This window comes from Arachidicoccus sp. BS20 (assembly GCF_001659705.1).
Taxonomy (GTDB): domain Bacteria; phylum Bacteroidota; class Bacteroidia; order Chitinophagales; family Chitinophagaceae; genus Arachidicoccus.
Map to the genome: position 1 here is coordinate 2,817,542 of NZ_CP015971.1, position 17,432 is coordinate 2,834,973.

Below are 17,432 nucleotides of genomic sequence, written 5' to 3' on the forward strand. Positions count from 1 at the left end.
AAACAAAAAAACTATGAACGAGATTATTTGTCCGAATTGTCATAAGGCATTTAAAGTAGATGAAGCCGGTTTTGCAGATATTCTTAAACAAGTTCGCGACCATCAGTTTGAGGAAGAATTAAAAAACAGAATTGAAAGTGAAGTAAGGCTTGCGAAAGCTGAGCAACGAAATGCGTTTACCGAAGCGTATAAAAATCTGGAAAAAGAACGCGACAGCTTAGCGAATACCTTAAAAAATAAAGACACGGAAATAGAAAATGCAGTAAAAATTGCCGAAGCTACGCTTAAAAATTCTTACCAGGATTTGATTGCTCAGAAAGATAACAGCATCACTACGCTAAAAGCCCAAAAAGACAATGAAATAAATCAGTTGAAAGCCAAAATCGAAAGTGCGGAAACGGAGAAAAAACTGGCGCTTGCAGAAGCTGTTCAGAAAGTGGAAAAAGAACGCGATACCCTGGCAACAGAAAAAATACTGCTCGAAAAATCGTTGAACGAAAAGTATATAGCCGAGCTTAAAACGAAAGACGACATTATTAAATTGAAAGACGAAGAAATTGCACTCCGCAAAGATATGAAGCTGAAACTCTCAACTAAAATGCTTGGAGAAACGCTTGAACAGCATTGCGAAACAGAGTTTAATAAACTTCGCCCTGTTGCTTTTCAAAACGCTTATTTTGAGAAAGACAACAATTCAAGTTCCGGTAGCAAAGGCGATTTTATTTATAGGGAAAATGATGAAGCAGGCAATGAAATTATCTCGATTATGTTCGAGATGAAAAATGAAGCCGACCAAACGGCAACCAAAAAACGCAATGAAGATTTTTTTAAAGAACTTGACAAAGACCGGAACGAAAAGAACTGCGAATATGCTGTTTTAGTGTCATTGTTAGAATCGGAAAACGAGTTATACAACACAGGAATTGTTGATGTGTCGCACCGATACAACAAAATGTACGTCGTGCGTCCACAGTTTTTTATTCCGATAATTACTTTGCTGCGCAATGCAGCCATGAACGCTATGAAATATAAAGCCGAACTTGCATTGGTTAGAAACCAGAATATTGACATTACCAATTTTGAGGAAGAACTTAGTGAGTTCAAGAAGGGATTTGCAAGAAATTATGAATTGGCAAGCCGCAGATTTAAAGAAGCGATTGACGAAATAGATAAAACAATCATTCATCTTCAAAAAACGAAAGATGCTTTGTTGTCGTCAGAGAATAATTATCGCCTTGCAAATAATAAAGCCGAAGATTTGAGCATTAAAAAACTAACGCGAAACAATCCTACAATGAAAGCAAAGTTTGATGAACTGTCGAACAAGTTGGAATAAAAAGTAAAACAGGCTGATGCGGAAATGTTTCCGCATCAGCCTGCATGATTAGTTTGTAAACTAATTTATTAGTTAATATTCATCTTCGTTGAACAAAAAGTCTTCCTGGCTCGGATAGTCGGGCCAAATATCTTCAATGCTTTCATACACTTCGCCTTCGTCTTCCAGCTCTTGCAAATTTTCTACCACTTCAATGGGTGCACCGGAACGGATGGCAAAGTCAATCAACTCATCTTTGCTTGCGGGCCAAGGCGCATCTTCCAAATAACTGGCTAATTCTAAAGTCCAAAACATAAGCCTTCAATTTAAAAATTTCGGCAAATGTAATTCATCAAAGCAAACTACCAAATAACATTTTTCAACACAATAATTAAGTTTCGGTTAAAATAAATTTTTTTCCGGTACGTTTGTAAAAAACAAGAAGCGTTGCTTTATGCTGAAAGCAGTAAATATTCACAAAAAATACAACCAGTTAGAAGTTTTAAAAGGCGTGAGTCTTGAAATTGCGCAGCGCGAAATTGTTTCGATAGTAGGCTCATCCGGCGCAGGAAAAACCACGCTGCTGCATATTTTAGGAACTTTGGACAGCGCCGATAAAGGAGAAATTTACCTGAACAATCAGCCTTTCCATCATTTGCGCGATAAGAAGCTCGCCGATTTCCGTAATAAAAATATCGGTTTCGTTTTTCAGTTTCATCATTTGCTGCCGGAATTTACGGCATTGGAAAATGTATGTATTCCGGGCTGGCTTGCAGGCAGAAAAAAGAAAGAAGTAGAAACTGAAGCCGCGCGCCTTCTTTCGATTTTGGGATTAAAAGACAGAATTGAAAACAAACCGAACCAATTAAGCGGCGGCGAACAGCAACGCGTTGCCGTGGCGCGTGCGCTTATCAATAAACCGTCAATTGTGTTTGCAGACGAACCTACGGGCAACCTCGACAGCGCAAATGCAAAAGAACTGCACAATCTTTTTTTTCAACTGAGAGAAGAATTTAGCCAGACATTTTTAATTGTTACGCACAACGAAGAACTTGCCGCGATGAGCGACCGCATTCTGAAAATGAAAGACGGACTGATTGAAGAATAATTTTTTCATTTAACCACATAGATACATAGTCAATTAAAAAGTCAAAACCTGTTTATAATTTAAGCAGGGAGAAATCATAAGTATTTTCATCGAAAGATGAAAATCTATGTGTTGCTATTACATTTCGCTTCGATTATCTATACAAGAAAACTATGTTTCTATGTGGTTAAATATTCTATTTGGGCGCTTTTCGGTATAAATAAATTGCTACGATTGCGAATACAATATTGGGAAGCCACGCAGCAATAAGCGGTGGAAAATTTGCTTTGGTAGAAAAGATAGTGGAAAATCTGTCCATTAAAATAAAAACGGCTGCCAGCACAAAACCGATAGCCAAATGCGCGCCGCTGCCGCCGCGAACTTTTCGACCGGCAATTACAGCACCAATCATCGTCAAAATCAGTACAGAAATGGGCGTGGCAAACCTGTGATAAAATTCTATTTTATATGAGTTTACATCTTCGCCGCCGCGCAGTTCTTCCAGTTTTATTTTTTGCCAAAGTTTAGGCGTTGTCAATTTCACTTCGGCATATTGGTCGTCTTTTAAATCTGTCGGGTCAAATTTGAAATATACTTTTTTTTCAGGATAATATTTTACGGTTTCAACGCCTTTGTTAAACGTTCGTTCCACTACGCTTTGCAGGTTCCAGTGTGCGCCGTGCGCCGTGTCCCAGCGAATGGAAGCCGACCTCAAATTATAGACCAGTTCGTGATTTTTCAGGCGCATCATAAAAAATGGTCCGCCGCTTTTATTCACTGCATCAAAGTTGTGAATGCCGTTGTAGGTAAAAGAATCTGTTTTAAAATACAGCATCGGTGCGTGCTTTACAAGCTTGTCGTAGCTTGAGTTTCCGTGTACGTACACATCTTCAAAATACGTGCGTTTTATTTCTGCGGGCGGAACAATAAATGAAGCCGCAACACCCAGTAACAAACACAATGCAATGCCCGTAAAAAGATACGGACGAAGAAAACGCTTAAAGCTTGTGCCACTTGCGAGAATAGCAATGATTTCGCTGCGCCCCGCCATTTTCGATGTAAAAAAAATCACAGCAATAAATACGAACAAAGGAAACAGCAGCGCGATAATATGTGGAATGAAAGAGAGATAATAATCTTTAAAAATTTTGTACGCCGACCAACCGCTTTTTACAAAATCATCCGTTTTTTCGCCAATATCGATTACCACAGAAATTACGGTAAACAGAAAAATGGCGAAGAAAAACGTGGTTAAGAAATTCTTGATAATGTACCGGTCAATCTTCTTCATAAAGAGTTACAAAGTAAAAGGAATTAATCATATCATAAACACAAAAAACGCATCAATTATGAATGATGCGTCCGGTAAAGTTTTACTACTGTCGAAAATTATTGCTCGTCATTGCTGTCCGGATTATCGCCGGAAATAAATTTGTTAATGATTACTTTCCATTCGTTATTTTCTTTTTTCAAAGCGACTTTTTGTTTCTGTTGCTGAATGCCGTTTATCGGTTTGCCCAGGTCCATAGTGATTTCTACAAATGCACTGTCGCCTGTAATTTTTTCACTGTCGGCAGTAAATGTCGCGTTCGTCAGCAATGTTTTTATAGAATCCGGAATGGCTGCCGACTGTTGAGAAACCATTGGTTCTATTTGTTTTAGCGTGTTTACCCCAACAGAGTCGGCATATTTTTCGGCTTCTGCTATGTTAAGGTTAACCATTGCTTTGGAAAAACTTGAAGCAACGGAAGAGGGCGTTGCTGTCTGGCTTTTGCTTTCAAATGCAACGCAAGAAATTGCGATTGCGAGGCACAATAAAGTCTTTTTCATTTTTTATTTTTTAATGATTTGATAGAGCGTCAAAGTTGCTCAATAAAGCCGATACCGGAACAATAACCGTGCAGAAATTTTAAATTCAATGTTTATGCATGGCATATTTTATTCCGCTTAACAAAAGATGGAGATATGGCGGTTCGCTGTACGATTCGTCGGTGTGTCCCATTTCTACATAAAAAGCGCGACCGCCGTCAAAGTTGTGATACCAGCACATCGGATGATTGTCGTCGTTTTCCCCGCCTTTGTAGGACGATTCGTCAATTTTTATCAGCACGTGCAGGTCATTGGCAATCCATTTGTAATTGTACCATTCGTCGGTACGCGTCCAACGGTCAGGGAGATTTTTTGTACCCGGAAAATTATGGTCAACCACTTCCAGCGTTGCCTGTTGAATTTTAGGATGACTTTTAAAATAAGCGCCTACCAAATTGCCGTACCAGGACCAATCATATTCCGTATCCGTTGCAGCATGAACGCCCACAAATCCGCCACCGTTACGGATATAATTTTCAAATGCTTTTTGCTGCGCATTATTCAATACATCGCCCGTTGTATTGAGAAAAATAACGGCTGCATATTTTTTCAGATTATCGTTCGTAAAAAGATTTGAATCGGTAGTTGTATCTACGGAAAAATGATTTTCTGCGCCCAGCTTTTGAATGGCTGCAATGCCGGCGGGAATAGAAGCATGATGAAAACCTGCCGTTTTGCTAAATATCAAAACCTTTGAATGGCGTGCATTTGCGGCTGCGAAGCAACAAAAAATAATTGCAATGGTTACTGTTATTTTGAGCAGAATATATTTTTTCATAATTAACATTCGTTTTCTTTCGGCTAAGGTCGGAAAATTTATTTGATAATAATGCAACACAATTGTCGTTATTCCGAGCGACCAGGCATAACGACAATCGTGTTTGTATTTTATTTCCCCTTAAAGTTTCAATCACAGGTTTATTCATCCTTCAGACTATTGACAGGATTAGCTTTTGCCGCTTTCATTGCACGCAAACAAAGTACTACCAGCGCAACAATCAACATTCCGATGCCGCTGATGAGAAATATCCACCAACTTAATGATGTTTTAAAAGCAAAATCCTGCAACCATTTGTGCGAAAAATACCAAGCGATGGGAAACGCAATTACTGATGCCAACACCACCAATTTTACCAAGCTCTTTGACAGCAAAGAAATAATTTGCATTACCGATGCGCCCAATACTTTTCGTATGCCGATTTCTTTTGTCCGTTGGTTTGCCATAAAACTTACCAAACCCAATAACCCCAAGCAACTGATAAAGATTGCCAAGCCTGTTGCCCATTTCAATAAAGTAGATAGGCGAATATCACTTTTGTATAAATTTTTAATGGTGTCGTCTAAAAAAGTATAATCAAAATCTCTGTTGGGATAGATTTTTTTATACGCCGATTCAACTTTATCGAGCGTGTTTTTCCAAGCCGAAATATCATTTCCGTTTAATGAAAGTGAGAGCCTTGAAGCATAGCTTTTGTCATCTGCAAATACTGTAGTGGGAAAAATAGGACTGTGCAAGGACATGGTTGTAAAATCTTTCAATACACCTACAATCTTCGAAGAATCGCTTGGTCCGCCTTTGACATATTGCCCGATGACATCTTGCGGATTGTGAAAACCCATTTGATGCAGCAGCGTTTCATTAATCAGCACATCTGTAACTTTCGCGCTTGTGTCCACATGAAAATTTCTTCCTGCCAATAATTGCAAACCGAACAGACTAAGATAATTATCGTCGCCGCTGCGAACATGCACCTGGTCGTAATCGTTTTCCACGCCTTTGTTATACCACGTTATCCTTGTGCTGCTCCATCCGTTCACAAGTGGCGGCATTGTATTGAGCGAGATATTTTGTATTTGCGGAATCTTCTTTAACTCATTGACCAAAACAAATTTTTTGCTTTTGCCTCTTTCCCTGAAATCCGGAATTCCGAAAGTAACAATTGCATCTTTTTTCATGCCGATGTCTTTGTTCAATTCATAATGAATTTGTTTACCAATAACAAAAACCACAATTAAAAATACCTGTGCCAATACAAACTGAAAAACCGTCAAAACTTCTCTAACCCGTACATTGCGCGACTTTCCCTTGTTGAGAACCTGATTTTTCATAACCAACGCAGGGCGATATTTTGTAAGTACAAAGGCAGGATATAAACCGGCAAGCAATGTAACCACAATAATCATTATTACAAGAAAAACAAGAACCAGCGGCTGAAACATTTCTTTTGCATTCAAGCCATCCGGAATAAATCCTTTAAATACATAAATCAAAAAAGGAGAAAGTATGATTGCAAGAATCGCCGCGCAAACTGTAACCAAAAATGTTTCAGTTAAGAACTGATAAACGATTTGCCTGTTGTTGCTGCCAAAAGTTTTGCGCACGCCAATTTCTTTTGCACGCAATGTTGATTGCGCCGTAGAAAGATTGATGAAATTAATGGCTGCAAGCAACAGTAAAAACAATGCAAGCAAACCAAGATTGCGCAAAGAAGATTTGCTTACAGTTCCATCAATGTGTGTATTAAAATGAACGTCGGACAACGGCTGTAACTGTCCTATCCAAAGATCCTTTTCTTCCACACCTTTTTCATTTTCTATAAAAAGATTTTTGAGTTGCCTGTTTACCGTTTCCGGATTTGTCTTTGGGTTCAACCGTACAAGAAATTGCGAAGAGCCGTCCACGTTTCGCCAGTTGGGCGTCATGCCACTTGCCTTAAACCTTGCATTGTATGTTTTTAATGAAATGAAAATTTTATTGTCAAAATCCGTGTGTTCTTTCAAGTCTGCAACAATTCCTGAAACGACAGTTTGGATAGAATCTTCAAAAATCATGGACCTGCCAATGACTTTATCAAGCGCGACATGAGGAAAATATTTTTCCGCTTCCGTTTTGCTGATGACAACCTGATTTATCTGCGACAAAGAACTTGCGGCGCTTCCCTGCAACCATTGATGTGGGAATATTTTAAAATAATTTTCATCGGCAAAAGAAATATCATCATTTTTGGACAAGGTTACGCCTTTGCTGTTTTGTTTATTCGGAATAGTAACAGTCGGATTTTGAAGAAACGACTGCATGAAATGCGCCGATGCCTGTATGCCCGGAATGTTTGACGGTATTGCATCTGCGGCAGGTACAGAGATTCCTGAATTTGTGCCGAAAGGCGGCATACTTGTATAAACACGGTAAATATTTTCTTTCTGCGGTTCCCAATTATCAAAACTATAATCGTATCGCACAATCAAAAAAATCACAATTGCCGCGCTAATGCCGACTGCCAAGCCGAGAATATTAATCGCAGTCGTGGCTCTGTTTTTCTTAAAAATCTTGAATGCATATTGCAGGTTTTTGAAGAACATGGCTTTTTCTTTTTATAATTTAAAAATATTTCTCCCGAAAAAATTTATCAGCAAGCATGCCAAGCTTTCAATATGTTGTAAATCAATTAATTACAATTTTTTCAAAAAATAAAAGTGTATCAAAAGCGAACACTTAGTGTCCGCTTTTGATACACTTTTTTAAATTTTTGAGGAAATTTTATGCAGAGCCGGCAGCTCAAATAAAGTACGGAGAAGAATTGCTCTGTATGAAATCCGCTTAAAAATCAATCGAGCAGTTTACCCAATCGTTATCAAATTTTGCATCATACTTTTTATAAAAATCCAGCGCCGGCGTGTTCCAGTCAAGCGCTTGCCAAGCCATTCCCGAAAATTTTTTTTCTTTCGCTTCTTCCATCAATTTTTCAAAAAGCATTTTTCCGATGCCGCGCCCGCGATATTTTTCCGTAACAATCAAATCTTCCAGATACATTCTTTGCCCTTTCCAGGTAGAATAACGAACGTAATATAAGCCGAGCGCAACTAACTTTTTCGTTTCATCATCTTCTGCCACAAATGCCCACCACACGGGCGTTTCGGAGAAGCCGCTTGCTTCAAAATGCTGCAAAGTTACGGTTACTTCCTGCGGCGCTTTTTCAAACAAAGCGAGTTCGTTTACCAGGTTCATCATTTGCGGGCAGTCTTCTTTTTTCGCTTTTCTTATTAAAATCATCTTTAAAATTTGTGGTCAAATGTAAACCCGAAAAATCGGTTTACCTTTGCAAAAAATTATTTTTTAGCAATGGTATATCTTACGCGCTTGGAGCATTTCAATGCTGCGCATAAATTGTATAATCCCAACTGGAGCCGCGAACAGAATGATGAAGTGTTCGGGCTTTGCGCCAATGAAAACTGGCATGGACACAATTTTGAATTGTATGTTACGGTAAAAGGAAATCCTAATCCGGATACGGGTTTTGTAATGGATGTAAAAAAACTGAGCAAAATTATTATAGATAATGTCATCGAAAAACTCGACCATAAAAATCTCAATCTTGATGTGGATTTTATGCAAGGGAAATTGTGCAGTACAGAAAATCTGGCAATCGGCATCTGGCAGCAACTCGAACCGCATTTGCCAAAAGATGTACATTTGCACAAAATAAAATTGTACGAAACGCCGAGAATATTCGTGGAATATTTCGGGGAATAAATTTTATAAATATGGCAAACACAATTACGATATATCCAAACTCCAAGGAAGAAGAAAGTTTGTATAAGCAATTAGCGAAAAGGTTGAACAATCATTTTACATCCGATAAAAAGAAATTGTCCGATGCCAATATTCGTTTTCTGAAAGAATTGGAGCAAGCGGTTCAGGAACTGAATGCAATTAAAAGTGGCAAAGCAAAAGGGCGCGAAGCGAAAGCATTGATAGATGAGCTATAAAGTAATCACGCTATCGTATTTTGATAAGCAAGCTAAGCGTCTTGTGAAAAAATACCCGTCTTTGAAACAAGAGTTGATTTCTTTGATTGAAAGTTTGCAAAATAATCCGACGCAAGGCGTAGGCATTGGGAATAATTGTTTTAAAATTCGTATTGCAATTGCATCAAAAGGAAAAGGTAAAAGGGGCGGAGCAAGGATTATTTCGCACGTGCATATTGATAAAGAAAAAGTTTATTTGCTGTCAATGTATGACAAAGCAGAACAAGAAAACATTTCTGATTTACAAATCAAAGCGCTTTTAAATTTGATACATTAATTATGGCTCAGGAAAAAGTTTCCGTTTTCAGAAAGGCGCACTTCAACGCCGCGCATCGCCTGAATGTGGAGGAGTGGAGCGCAGAAAAAAATGCTGAAGTTTTCGGCAAATGCAACCTGCCGCATTATCACGGGCACAACTACGAGATTGTCGTAAAAGTTACCGGCGAAGTAGATGAAAAAACGGGTTATGTGTTTGATATGAAATTGCTGAACGATATTATTCAGCAGGAAGTTGTCGCACGGTTTGACCACCGCAATTTGAATTTAGATACACAGGAATTTAAAACCCTAAATCCAACGGCAGAAAATATTGCAATTGTAATTTACAAACTCATTCGCCCGCGAATCGACGAGAAATTAGATCTGCAAATCCGCTTGTACGAAACCGAAAGAAACTTTGTGGAATATCCAATTTAATTTGAAAATTTGATGATATGATAAATTGATAGGAAATTCAATTTTATCCAACCAATCTTTTAAATCTTACAAAATCCCAGTTCAGACAAATGGCATATAGAAAAACCGAACATTACGACGAAACTGTTACCAACGGTTTGATGAATCATTATAAAGAAATATTGAATTTGCTGGGCGAAAATTCCGAGCGCGAAGGCTTGCTGAAAACACCCGAACGCATTGCCAAAGCCATGCAGTTTATGACACAGGGATACGAGCAAAACGCAGTGGAAATTTTGAACTCCGCCAAGTTTCACGAACCGATTAGCGAAATGGTAATCGTAAAAGACATAGAACTGTACAGCTTGTGCGAGCATCATTTGCTGCCGTTCATCGGGAAGGCGCACGTGGCGTATATTCCCAACGGTTGGATTACAGGCTTGAGCAAAATTGCGCGCGTAGTGGATATATTTTCCAGAAGATTGCAGGTGCAGGAAAGACTGACCGTCGAAATTCTCGATGCCATCAAAGAAGCCTTGCAGCCTTTGGGCGTTGCCGTTGTAATCGAAGCGAAACATTTGTGTATGATGATGCGCGGCGTAAGCAAGCAAAATTCTTCCACAACAACATCGGCGTTCTTTGGCGAGTTTGAAAACGACAGAACAAGAAGCGAGTTTATGAAGTTGATAAGCGCGGAGTTGCATTGATTTTAAGAATAAATGTTTATGAGTAAAACATTAAAAAATATTCTTTTAATAAGTGCAATAGTTTTATCAACTGTTGGAGTAATATTATGTATAATGGCATTTTTCTCTTTTATTTTTGAAATATTTAAAGAGCGAGACGCATTTTGTATTTCTCTTGGTTCGTTGTTTGGCATAACAGGGTATATTGGATTATGGAAAAGTCTTTTAGATAAAACAAACTATTATTACCGAACAAATAATTTACTATTGATTTTAGGGTTATTAAGCTACATAATACTTCTATTTACAATACATGAAAGTATGCCGATAAAAGGTTTTGAAGATTTGTTAGAAACTCTAATATTTTTTGAACCATGTATCGTAGCAATAATTATTCTTATAGATAATTTCACACAGATAAAACACAAAAGAAATTCATGAAACACGCTTACGTTTTCCCCGGTCAGGGCGCACAGTTCAGCGGCATGGGGAAAAAAATGTACGACGAAAATGAAACGGCAAAAACATTATTTGAGCAAGCCAATGATATGCTCGGCTTCCGCATTACAGACATTATGTTCAACGGAACTGATGAAGAATTGAAGCAAACCAATGTAACGCAGCCGGCGGTTTTTCTGCATTCCGTGATTGCGTTCAAAACTTTACAAAACCCGCAGCCTGACATGGTTGCAGGTCATTCGTTAGGCGAATTTTCTGCATTGGTTGCCAACAACGCTTTGTCGTTTGAGGATGCATTGAAGCTTGTAAGCATCCGCGCGAAAGCGATGCAAAAAGCTTGCGAAATCAATCCATCCACGATGGCGGCAATTCTCGGTTTGCCGGATGAAAAAGTGGAAGAAATTTGCGCAAGCGTTGCAAAAGAAACCGGCGAAATTGTTGTGCCTGCAAATTATAATTGTCCCGGGCAATTAGTCATCAGCGGTTCTGTCAAAGGCGTTGAAGCCGCTTGCGAAGCAATGAAAACCGCAGGCGCAAAACGCGCTTTGGTATTGCCTGTGGGCGGCGCATTTCATTCGCCATTGATGCAGCCTGCAAAAGAAGAATTGGCTGCGGCTATTGATTCTATTGCGTTTCAGCAGCCAATTGCACCTGTTTATCAAAATGTAGTTGCAAAAGCAATAAGTAATCCTGATGAAATAAAGCAAAACTTAATCGCACAATTAACAGGCGCAGTTAAATGGACACAATGCGTTCAGGCAATGATAGCCGACGGCGCTACAACTTTCACGGAATGCGGTCCCGGAAAAGTTTTGCAGGGATTGGTTTTGAAAATTAATAAAGAAATTTCCGTTGATGGTGTGAGTTAGTTTTCATAAGTCATAAAAATAAGAAAGGCATTCTTCAATTTTAGAAGAATGCCTTTCTTTACAACTATATTCAAATTTAATTGCCTGCTTCTTTCAGCATTTCTTTTACGCCTGCCTCTAATTGGTCGTCTTTGCCGTTAAGGAAATCTTCATAAGGCAAAGGAACTTTAATATCGGGTTCAATTTGCAAACCTTCTGTCGGGCGGTTTTCTTTACCAATAGTTGCCACCATTGGAATACCAAAAATAATGGTTGGGTCTATCTGGCGTTCCCACCAAACGGCTGTGCCTGTGCCGGCAACCGGCATGCCGATTAATTTTCCGATACCGATTTCTTTATACACATAAGGGAAAATAAATGCATCGCTGTAATTGCCTTCGCTCATCAGCACACAGCTTGGTTTTTGCCATCTGTTCAAAGGTTCGCCGCCTTTCAGCAAGTTGCCTTGCGGTGCAAATTTGAGATAATTTTTTCCTGTAAGGAAAGTCGCCAAATCATCGTGCAGCCAACCGCCGCCATTAAAACGTGTATCTACAATCAATGCTTTTTTATCCCTTTCTTTTCCCATTACTCTGTCAAATGTTTCACGGAAACTTGCATCGTTCATGCCTTCGACATGTACATACCCGATTTTGCCGCCGCTCAATTTATCAACCATGTCAGCCATTAATTTTGTCCAGCGTTTGTACATTAAGCCTGATTCTTCGCCGAGAGAAATCGGGCGAATAACTTCTTCCCAATTACCGGAAGCGCCCGAGAAAGAAAGCAATGTGTTTTTGCCAATCTTATGATTTAACAAAGACGTCCAATCAATATCATCGGTAATCGCTTGTCCGTCGATGGATTCCAAAATGTCGCCCGCTTTCACTTTGCTTTTCGCCAGGTCAATTGGTCCGCCGGCAATGATTTCGGTAATCTTCAAGCCTTTGCCTTTGTACGTTTCGTCGTATAATAAACCTAACGCCGCAGTTTGGTCGCCGCCTCTGCTTTGCGGATAGTATCTTCCGCCAGAGTGAGAAACATTCAGTTCGCCTAAAAATTCACTCAGTAAAACCTGAAAATCATAATTGTTGTTGATATGCGGTAAGAAACGCGCGTAGTTTTTATAATATCCGTCCCAATCGATTCCGTGTAAAGTAGGGTCGTACAATTTCTTTTTCACTTGCCTCCAGGCGTGTTCAAAAATGTATCGCCTTTCTGCAGCAGCATCAAGCAACATGCTGCTGTTAATGGCTACCGGGGTTACTCTTCCGCTTGAGACATCAACTGTAATCAAACCGCCGTGCGTGCTTAAGAACAATGTTTTTTCATCTTTGCTTAGTTCAAGGCTGCTTCCGCCGTCGCTGAGCTTTGCAAGAATATGTGTGTCGTGCGTTCTCGGTTCCGTAACCCAAAGGTCAAAGCCTTTTTCAAACGCTGCGAGATAATACAGTTTACTGCCGTCTTTTGTTAAAGCATAATCACTGATGGAACTGCTGTTGATAGTAAGCCGTACTTGACGATTGTCGAGGTCGGTCAAATCCAATTGTAAATCTTTGGAAGAATCTTTTGCGGGCTTGATTTTGCTTGTATCTGCTTTGGCAGTATCTTTTCGTTCTTTGAACAAAGCATAATCTTCTTTGCTCAAATTAAATTCGTCGTAAGCTGCTTTGTCAAAAAATACAGCGTACACATCACTTTCGCGACTGCCTTGTGTTGCCAAAGATTTTCTGCCCAGCTTATCGCTTTCCCACAGCAATGCTTTTCCGCCCAATGCCCATTTGCTGTTGCCTTCGCCGAAGCCGCTGTTTACAGGGAAAAATATTTTTGATGAACCATCAGCTTTTGCCATCGCTGCATTGCTCGAAGAGAAGTAACCGTGTTGGTCGTCAAACACAATCCATTTGCTGTCAGGACTCCATGAGAAATCCCAGTCGCCATCGGAATAAGAATGATTACTACCTTCGGGCAAAATGGTTACGGTTTTCTTTGTAGCTACATCATATACTTTTAAAATATTTCGTTCTTCAATGTATGCAATTTTCTTTCCGTCGGGAGAGTATTTAGGCTGAAATTCATCTTTGTCTGTTGCAATCAGAGGCTCTTCTTTCAAAACAGTTGAAGCATAAAAATACGGCTCGTCTTTACGAACAAGGGAAGTTTTGTAAATATCCCAGCTATCGCCTCTTTCGGTTGCGTAAATAAGGCTGCGACCGTCGGGTGCCCATTGCACCATGCGTTCTTGCTGGGGCGTGTTGGTAATTCGTTTTGTTTCGCCGTTAGAAACTGCGGTAACAAATATTTCGCCGCGATTGACAAAAGCAATTTCTTTTCCATTCGGGCTTACGGAAAACTCGCTGATATTACCGTTTACGCCAATGGTTTTATCAACGTCGTCGTCCGCGGCATTTTCAATCTGAATAGCCACTTTCGCCGGCTGCCCGTTTGGTTGCAATGTATAAATTTCGCCATTCCAGGTAAAGCATAACTCATTGTCATTTGAACGGCTGAGATTGCGTACAGGATTGTTTTTGAAAGACGTAAGCTGTTTTGGCGCATCGGCATTCAGGTTTTGCTCGTAAACATTTTGTATGCCGTTTCTTTCGCTTAAATAAAATGTGCTTTTATTGTCGTTGCTGAAAACCGGCTCTCTGTCTTCGCCTATAAAAGTGCTGATTTTTTTATAATGCTGCGAAGCAATATCGAACGTCCATACGTCGCGCGTAACTGCAGATGTTGCGTGTTTGCGCCAGGCATCTTCGTAGCCTTTTACATCTTCAAAAATAATTTGCGAGCCGCTACTGTTATAATGCGCACGCTCCATGCCTGCAGCACTTATCAAAACCGGTCTGCCACTGTTTACGGAAATTGAGTACAGGTTTTTGAATAATCCGCTGCTGAACCGAACGCTTTTTGCGGGTGCATTGCGTGCGGAAAGGAATAAAACCTGTTTATCGTCGGGCGAAAAATCGGCAGGAATATCGTTGCCGCTGTAATAAGTTAACCTTTTAGCAGCGCCGCCTTTTGCCGAAATTACAAATACATCAAAATCGCCGTAACGGTCGCTGGCGAATGCAATGGATTTTCCATCGTGGCTCCACACAGGCATTTCGTCGTAAGCATCGCCAACGGTCAATGGCTGAGCTGTACCACCCGAACTATTGACTGTATATAAATGTCCTTTGTAGCCGAAAGCAATAGTTTTACCGTCGGGCGAAATGGATGGATTCATCAGCCATAGCGGCGTGATTTGTGCAAAAGCTCCGCAGGTCGCAAGCAGCGACATGGAGATAAGTAGCAGTTTCTTCATACAAAAATGATTAGTTAATAAAAAATGAATCGTGGTTACAAATTTATACAACCACGTAGGTTATTGTAAAAATTATTGATGAACGGTAAAATATCATTGTTCTCTCAACCTTTCGTCGGTATAGGTAATTTCTTTTCTGCCATGCGGCGTAGGCTTGCCGTTTTCGTCAATTGTTACAAAAACAATTTTTTCGATGGTAAGCACTACTTTCAGATTTATTTTGTTTCGTACCTGGCAGGCAAGCGTAAGCGAGGTCGTACCAAAATGTGTTGCCTTGATACCAAGTTCTATAATATCGCCTTGCCGCGGCGAACTCACAAAATTAATTTCAGACATATATTTTGTAACGCAACGAATGGTTCCCAGTTGAATAATGGCATAAACCGCCGCTTCTTCGTCTATCCATTTCAGCAACGTACCGCCAAACAGTGTGTTATTGGGATTGAGGTCTTCGGGCTTAATTAATTTTCGGGTATAGAAATTCATATTTTTTTGATTAGAAAAAACAAATTTACCTAAAGTAACACATTGTTTTAAAGTTCTTTTTGGGCAGAACAATATTTTTTTACACAAAGCATCAAACTTTTACTACACGGCAACAAAGCATCAGGCAATAAATTTGCTCAGGTTTTGTGGTAAACCTTACAAAACTTGTTTTATGCTAACAGAAAAAAACATAAAATTCAAATCTGCACTTGCGGCATATAAAAACGGGCAATACCTTCGGTCTGTCCACATACTGCAATTGCTCGAAAAAGAACAACCGGATAATTGGCTTGCAAAATATCATTTGGGCAATGCCAAGCTAAAAACCGGGAAGAAAAGAATGATTTTTTCTGCAATTAGCGATTTCCAAAGAGCGAAAGACTTAATTGCAAATACAAATCATTTGTTTATTCCTCAATTGGATAAATGTATCCATGAGGCGAAAGTGCTGTTGCATCCTGCGAAAAACAATTACCTAAGCATCCCGACCGTAAAAACTTTTCTGCTTTCTCTAAAAAAACGACCGGAAATTTCCCAAATTATCGACCGGCTTATTTCCATCCATTAAACATGGAACGAAGTCTTTTTCGATTTTTTTCTTTGTTTAATAATTTTTTCTACCTTTGCAACCCCAAATAGTTCTTTTATAGGAATATTGTGTTGGGAGTCCGCGCATATTGCAAGGACGTTATTACCAAAAAAATTATTACAATGGCAAAAGAAATCTCAGGTTTCGTAAAGTTGCAGGTAAAAGGCGGTCAAGCCAATCCTGCTCCGCCGGTTGGACCTGCATTAGGTTCTAAAGGCGTAAACATTATGGAGTTCTGCAAGCAGTTCAATGCAAGAACTCAGGATAAAATGGGGAAAGTTGTTCCCGTTGTTATCACGGTTTATTCTGACAAATCTTTCGACTTCGTTATCAAGACTGCACCCGCAGCCGTTCAGTTGATGGAAGCCGCAAAAATCCAAAAAGGTTCTAAGGAAAGCAATCGCAGCAAAGCTGGTAAAGTGACTTGGGCACAGGTCGAAGCTATCGCTAAAGACAAAATGCCCGATCTCAACTGTTTTACCGTAGAAAGCGCCATGAAAATGGTTGCCGGTACAGCCCGCAGTATGGGTTTGACTGTTGAAGGCACAGCGCCTTGGGAAAATTAATTCATCCTTAAACTTATTTGGAAAATGGCAAAAATCACTAAAAAAAGAAAAGCAGCTAATGCAAAGATTGATGCAAACAAGGCATATACGCTTGCCGAAGCATCTGCATTGGTTAAAGAAATAAACACAACAAAATTCGACAGTTCTGTTGATTTGCATATTCGTTTGGGCGTTGACCCTAAAAAAGCAGACCAACAGGTTCGCGGTACGGTTACGCTTCCACACGGAACAGGTAAAACCAAGCGCGTTTTGGTTCTATGTACACCGGACAAAGAAGCTGCTGCGAAAGAAGCAGGTGCAGACTTCGTTGGTTTGGACGAATTTATTACAAAAATTGACGGCGGCTGGACAGATGTAGATGTAATTATTGCAACGCCTTCCGTAATGCCTAAAATCGGTCGCTTGGGTAAAGTATTAGGACCCCGTAACCTGATGCCGAATCCTAAAACAGGAACAGTAACCAACGATGTTGCTGCTGCTGTAACCGAAGTAAAAGGTGGTAAAATCGCGTTCAAAGTGGACAAAGCGGGTATCGTGCACGCATCTATCGGTCGCGTGTCTTTCACGCCGGAAAAAATCACAGAAAACGGTCAGGAATTAATCAATGCGTTGATTAAACTGAAACCGACTGCCGCAAAAGGTGTGTATGTAAAAGGTGTAAGCCTTGCAGCTACAATGAGCCCGGGCATCGCTATTGACACAAAATCTGTTCAGAATTAATTTATAAAAAATTAGT

General features: G+C 39.8%; 20 protein-coding genes. 12 read left to right on the forward strand and 8 right to left on the reverse strand.

The window, feature by feature from the left end; translation table 11 throughout:
* The first annotated feature begins 13 nt into the window (after positions 1–13).
* Entirely contained in the window at positions 14–1,336 is a 1,323-nt protein-coding gene (locus A9P82_RS12300) for a DUF2130 domain-containing protein (RefSeq protein WP_066208255.1), read from the forward strand.
* 72 nt (positions 1,337–1,408) lie between these two features.
* Here A9P82_RS12300 and A9P82_RS12305 read toward each other — a convergent pair whose 3' ends face one another.
* Complete coding sequence (locus tag A9P82_RS12305) at positions 1,409–1,630, reverse strand: DUF2795 domain-containing protein (RefSeq protein ID WP_066208257.1); 222 nt, start codon at positions 1,628–1,630, stop codon at positions 1,409–1,411.
* Positions 1,631–1,769: 139 nt separating this feature from the next.
* Between A9P82_RS12305 and A9P82_RS12310 the strand changes: the two genes are divergently transcribed.
* A complete protein-coding gene (locus tag A9P82_RS12310) occupies positions 1,770–2,423 on the forward strand; it encodes an ABC transporter ATP-binding protein (protein WP_066208260.1) in 654 nt (217 codons plus the stop codon).
* Between the two features lie 175 nt (positions 2,424–2,598).
* On the opposite strand, the gene A9P82_RS12315 is transcribed toward A9P82_RS12310, so the two are convergent.
* The 5 genes from A9P82_RS12315 to A9P82_RS12335 all read right to left on the reverse strand — a co-directional run bounded on the left by A9P82_RS12315 (position 2,599) and on the right by A9P82_RS12335 (position 8,322).
* Positions 2,599–3,693: an LptF/LptG family permease gene (locus A9P82_RS12315; RefSeq protein WP_066208262.1), complete on the reverse strand. Its 1,095-nt coding sequence runs from the start codon at positions 3,691–3,693 to the stop codon at positions 2,599–2,601.
* A gap of 98 nt (positions 3,694–3,791) precedes the next feature.
* Positions 3,792–4,232, reverse strand: a complete 441-nt coding sequence (locus A9P82_RS12320; protein ID WP_156522683.1) for a nuclear transport factor 2 family protein — start codon at positions 4,230–4,232, stop codon at positions 3,792–3,794.
* Between the two features lie 85 nt (positions 4,233–4,317).
* Positions 4,318–5,049 (reverse strand): ThuA domain-containing protein, encoded by a 732-nt coding sequence (locus A9P82_RS12325; RefSeq protein WP_066209918.1) that lies wholly within the window; start codon positions 5,047–5,049, stop codon positions 4,318–4,320.
* 140 nt (positions 5,050–5,189) lie between these two features.
* Complete coding sequence (locus A9P82_RS12330; RefSeq protein WP_066208264.1) at positions 5,190–7,631, reverse strand: ABC transporter permease; 2,442 nt, start codon at positions 7,629–7,631, stop codon at positions 5,190–5,192.
* A gap of 238 nt (positions 7,632–7,869) precedes the next feature.
* Positions 7,870–8,322 (reverse strand): GNAT family N-acetyltransferase, encoded by a 453-nt coding sequence (locus tag A9P82_RS12335; protein ID WP_066208266.1) that lies wholly within the window; start codon positions 8,320–8,322, stop codon positions 7,870–7,872.
* 69 nt (positions 8,323–8,391) lie between these two features.
* Here A9P82_RS12335 and A9P82_RS12340 point away from each other — a divergent pair, with 69 nt between their 5' ends.
* The 7 genes from A9P82_RS12340 (at position 8,392) to fabD (ending at position 11,766) form a co-directional block, all read left to right on the forward strand.
* Positions 8,392–8,802, forward strand: a complete 411-nt coding sequence (locus tag A9P82_RS12340; protein ID WP_066209921.1) for a 6-pyruvoyl trahydropterin synthase family protein — start codon at positions 8,392–8,394, stop codon at positions 8,800–8,802.
* Positions 8,803–8,813: 11 nt separating this feature from the next.
* On the forward strand, positions 8,814–9,038 hold the full coding sequence (locus tag A9P82_RS12345; protein ID WP_066208268.1) for a hypothetical protein: 225 nt from the start codon (positions 8,814–8,816) through the stop codon (positions 9,036–9,038).
* Positions 9,028–9,354 carry a type II toxin-antitoxin system RelE/ParE family toxin gene (locus A9P82_RS12350; RefSeq protein ID WP_066208271.1) on the forward strand — a complete coding sequence of 109 codons (327 nt, stop codon included), beginning with the start codon at positions 9,028–9,030 and terminating at the stop codon, positions 9,352–9,354. Before A9P82_RS12345 ends, A9P82_RS12350 begins: the two co-directional genes overlap by 11 nt.
* A 2-nt stretch (positions 9,355–9,356) precedes the next feature.
* Positions 9,357–9,773: a 6-pyruvoyl trahydropterin synthase family protein gene (locus A9P82_RS12355; protein ID WP_066208273.1), complete on the forward strand. Its 417-nt coding sequence runs from the start codon at positions 9,357–9,359 to the stop codon at positions 9,771–9,773.
* A gap of 89 nt (positions 9,774–9,862) precedes the next feature.
* On the forward strand, positions 9,863–10,459 hold the full coding sequence (folE, locus tag A9P82_RS12360) for a GTP cyclohydrolase I FolE (protein ID WP_066208274.1): 597 nt from the start codon (positions 9,863–9,865) through the stop codon (positions 10,457–10,459).
* Between the two features lie 18 nt (positions 10,460–10,477).
* Positions 10,478–10,879 carry a hypothetical protein gene (locus A9P82_RS12365; protein WP_156522684.1) on the forward strand — a complete coding sequence of 134 codons (402 nt, stop codon included), beginning with the start codon at positions 10,478–10,480 and terminating at the stop codon, positions 10,877–10,879.
* The gene (gene fabD, locus A9P82_RS12370; RefSeq protein ID WP_066208278.1) at positions 10,876–11,766 is read left to right on the forward strand and encodes an ACP S-malonyltransferase; all 891 of its coding nucleotides are present in this window, start codon (positions 10,876–10,878) and stop codon (positions 11,764–11,766) included. The genes A9P82_RS12365 and fabD overlap by 4 nt, the downstream gene beginning before the upstream one ends.
* 76 nt (positions 11,767–11,842) lie before the next feature.
* Here the strand turns inward: fabD and A9P82_RS12375 are convergent, their stop codons facing one another.
* Positions 11,843–15,055 carry a S41 family peptidase gene (locus A9P82_RS12375; protein WP_066208280.1) on the reverse strand — a complete coding sequence of 1,071 codons (3,213 nt, stop codon included), beginning with the start codon at positions 15,053–15,055 and terminating at the stop codon, positions 11,843–11,845.
* A gap of 93 nt (positions 15,056–15,148) precedes the next feature.
* Entirely contained in the window at positions 15,149–15,541 is a 393-nt protein-coding gene (locus A9P82_RS12380) for an acyl-CoA thioesterase (protein WP_066208281.1), read from the reverse strand.
* Positions 15,542–15,713: 172 nt separating this feature from the next.
* Here A9P82_RS12380 and A9P82_RS12385 point away from each other — a divergent pair, with 172 nt between their 5' ends.
* From A9P82_RS12385 to rplA, 3 genes are all read left to right on the forward strand, one after another.
* Positions 15,714–16,109, forward strand: a complete 396-nt coding sequence (locus A9P82_RS12385; protein WP_066208283.1) for a tetratricopeptide repeat protein — start codon at positions 15,714–15,716, stop codon at positions 16,107–16,109.
* A gap of 143 nt (positions 16,110–16,252) precedes the next feature.
* The gene (gene rplK, locus A9P82_RS12390) at positions 16,253–16,696 is read left to right on the forward strand and encodes a 50S ribosomal protein L11 (RefSeq protein WP_066209923.1); all 444 of its coding nucleotides are present in this window, start codon (positions 16,253–16,255) and stop codon (positions 16,694–16,696) included.
* 24 nt (positions 16,697–16,720) lie between these two features.
* Complete coding sequence (gene rplA, locus A9P82_RS12395; RefSeq protein WP_066208285.1) at positions 16,721–17,416, forward strand: 50S ribosomal protein L1; 696 nt, start codon at positions 16,721–16,723, stop codon at positions 17,414–17,416.
* Positions 17,417–17,432 lie beyond the last annotated feature (16 nt).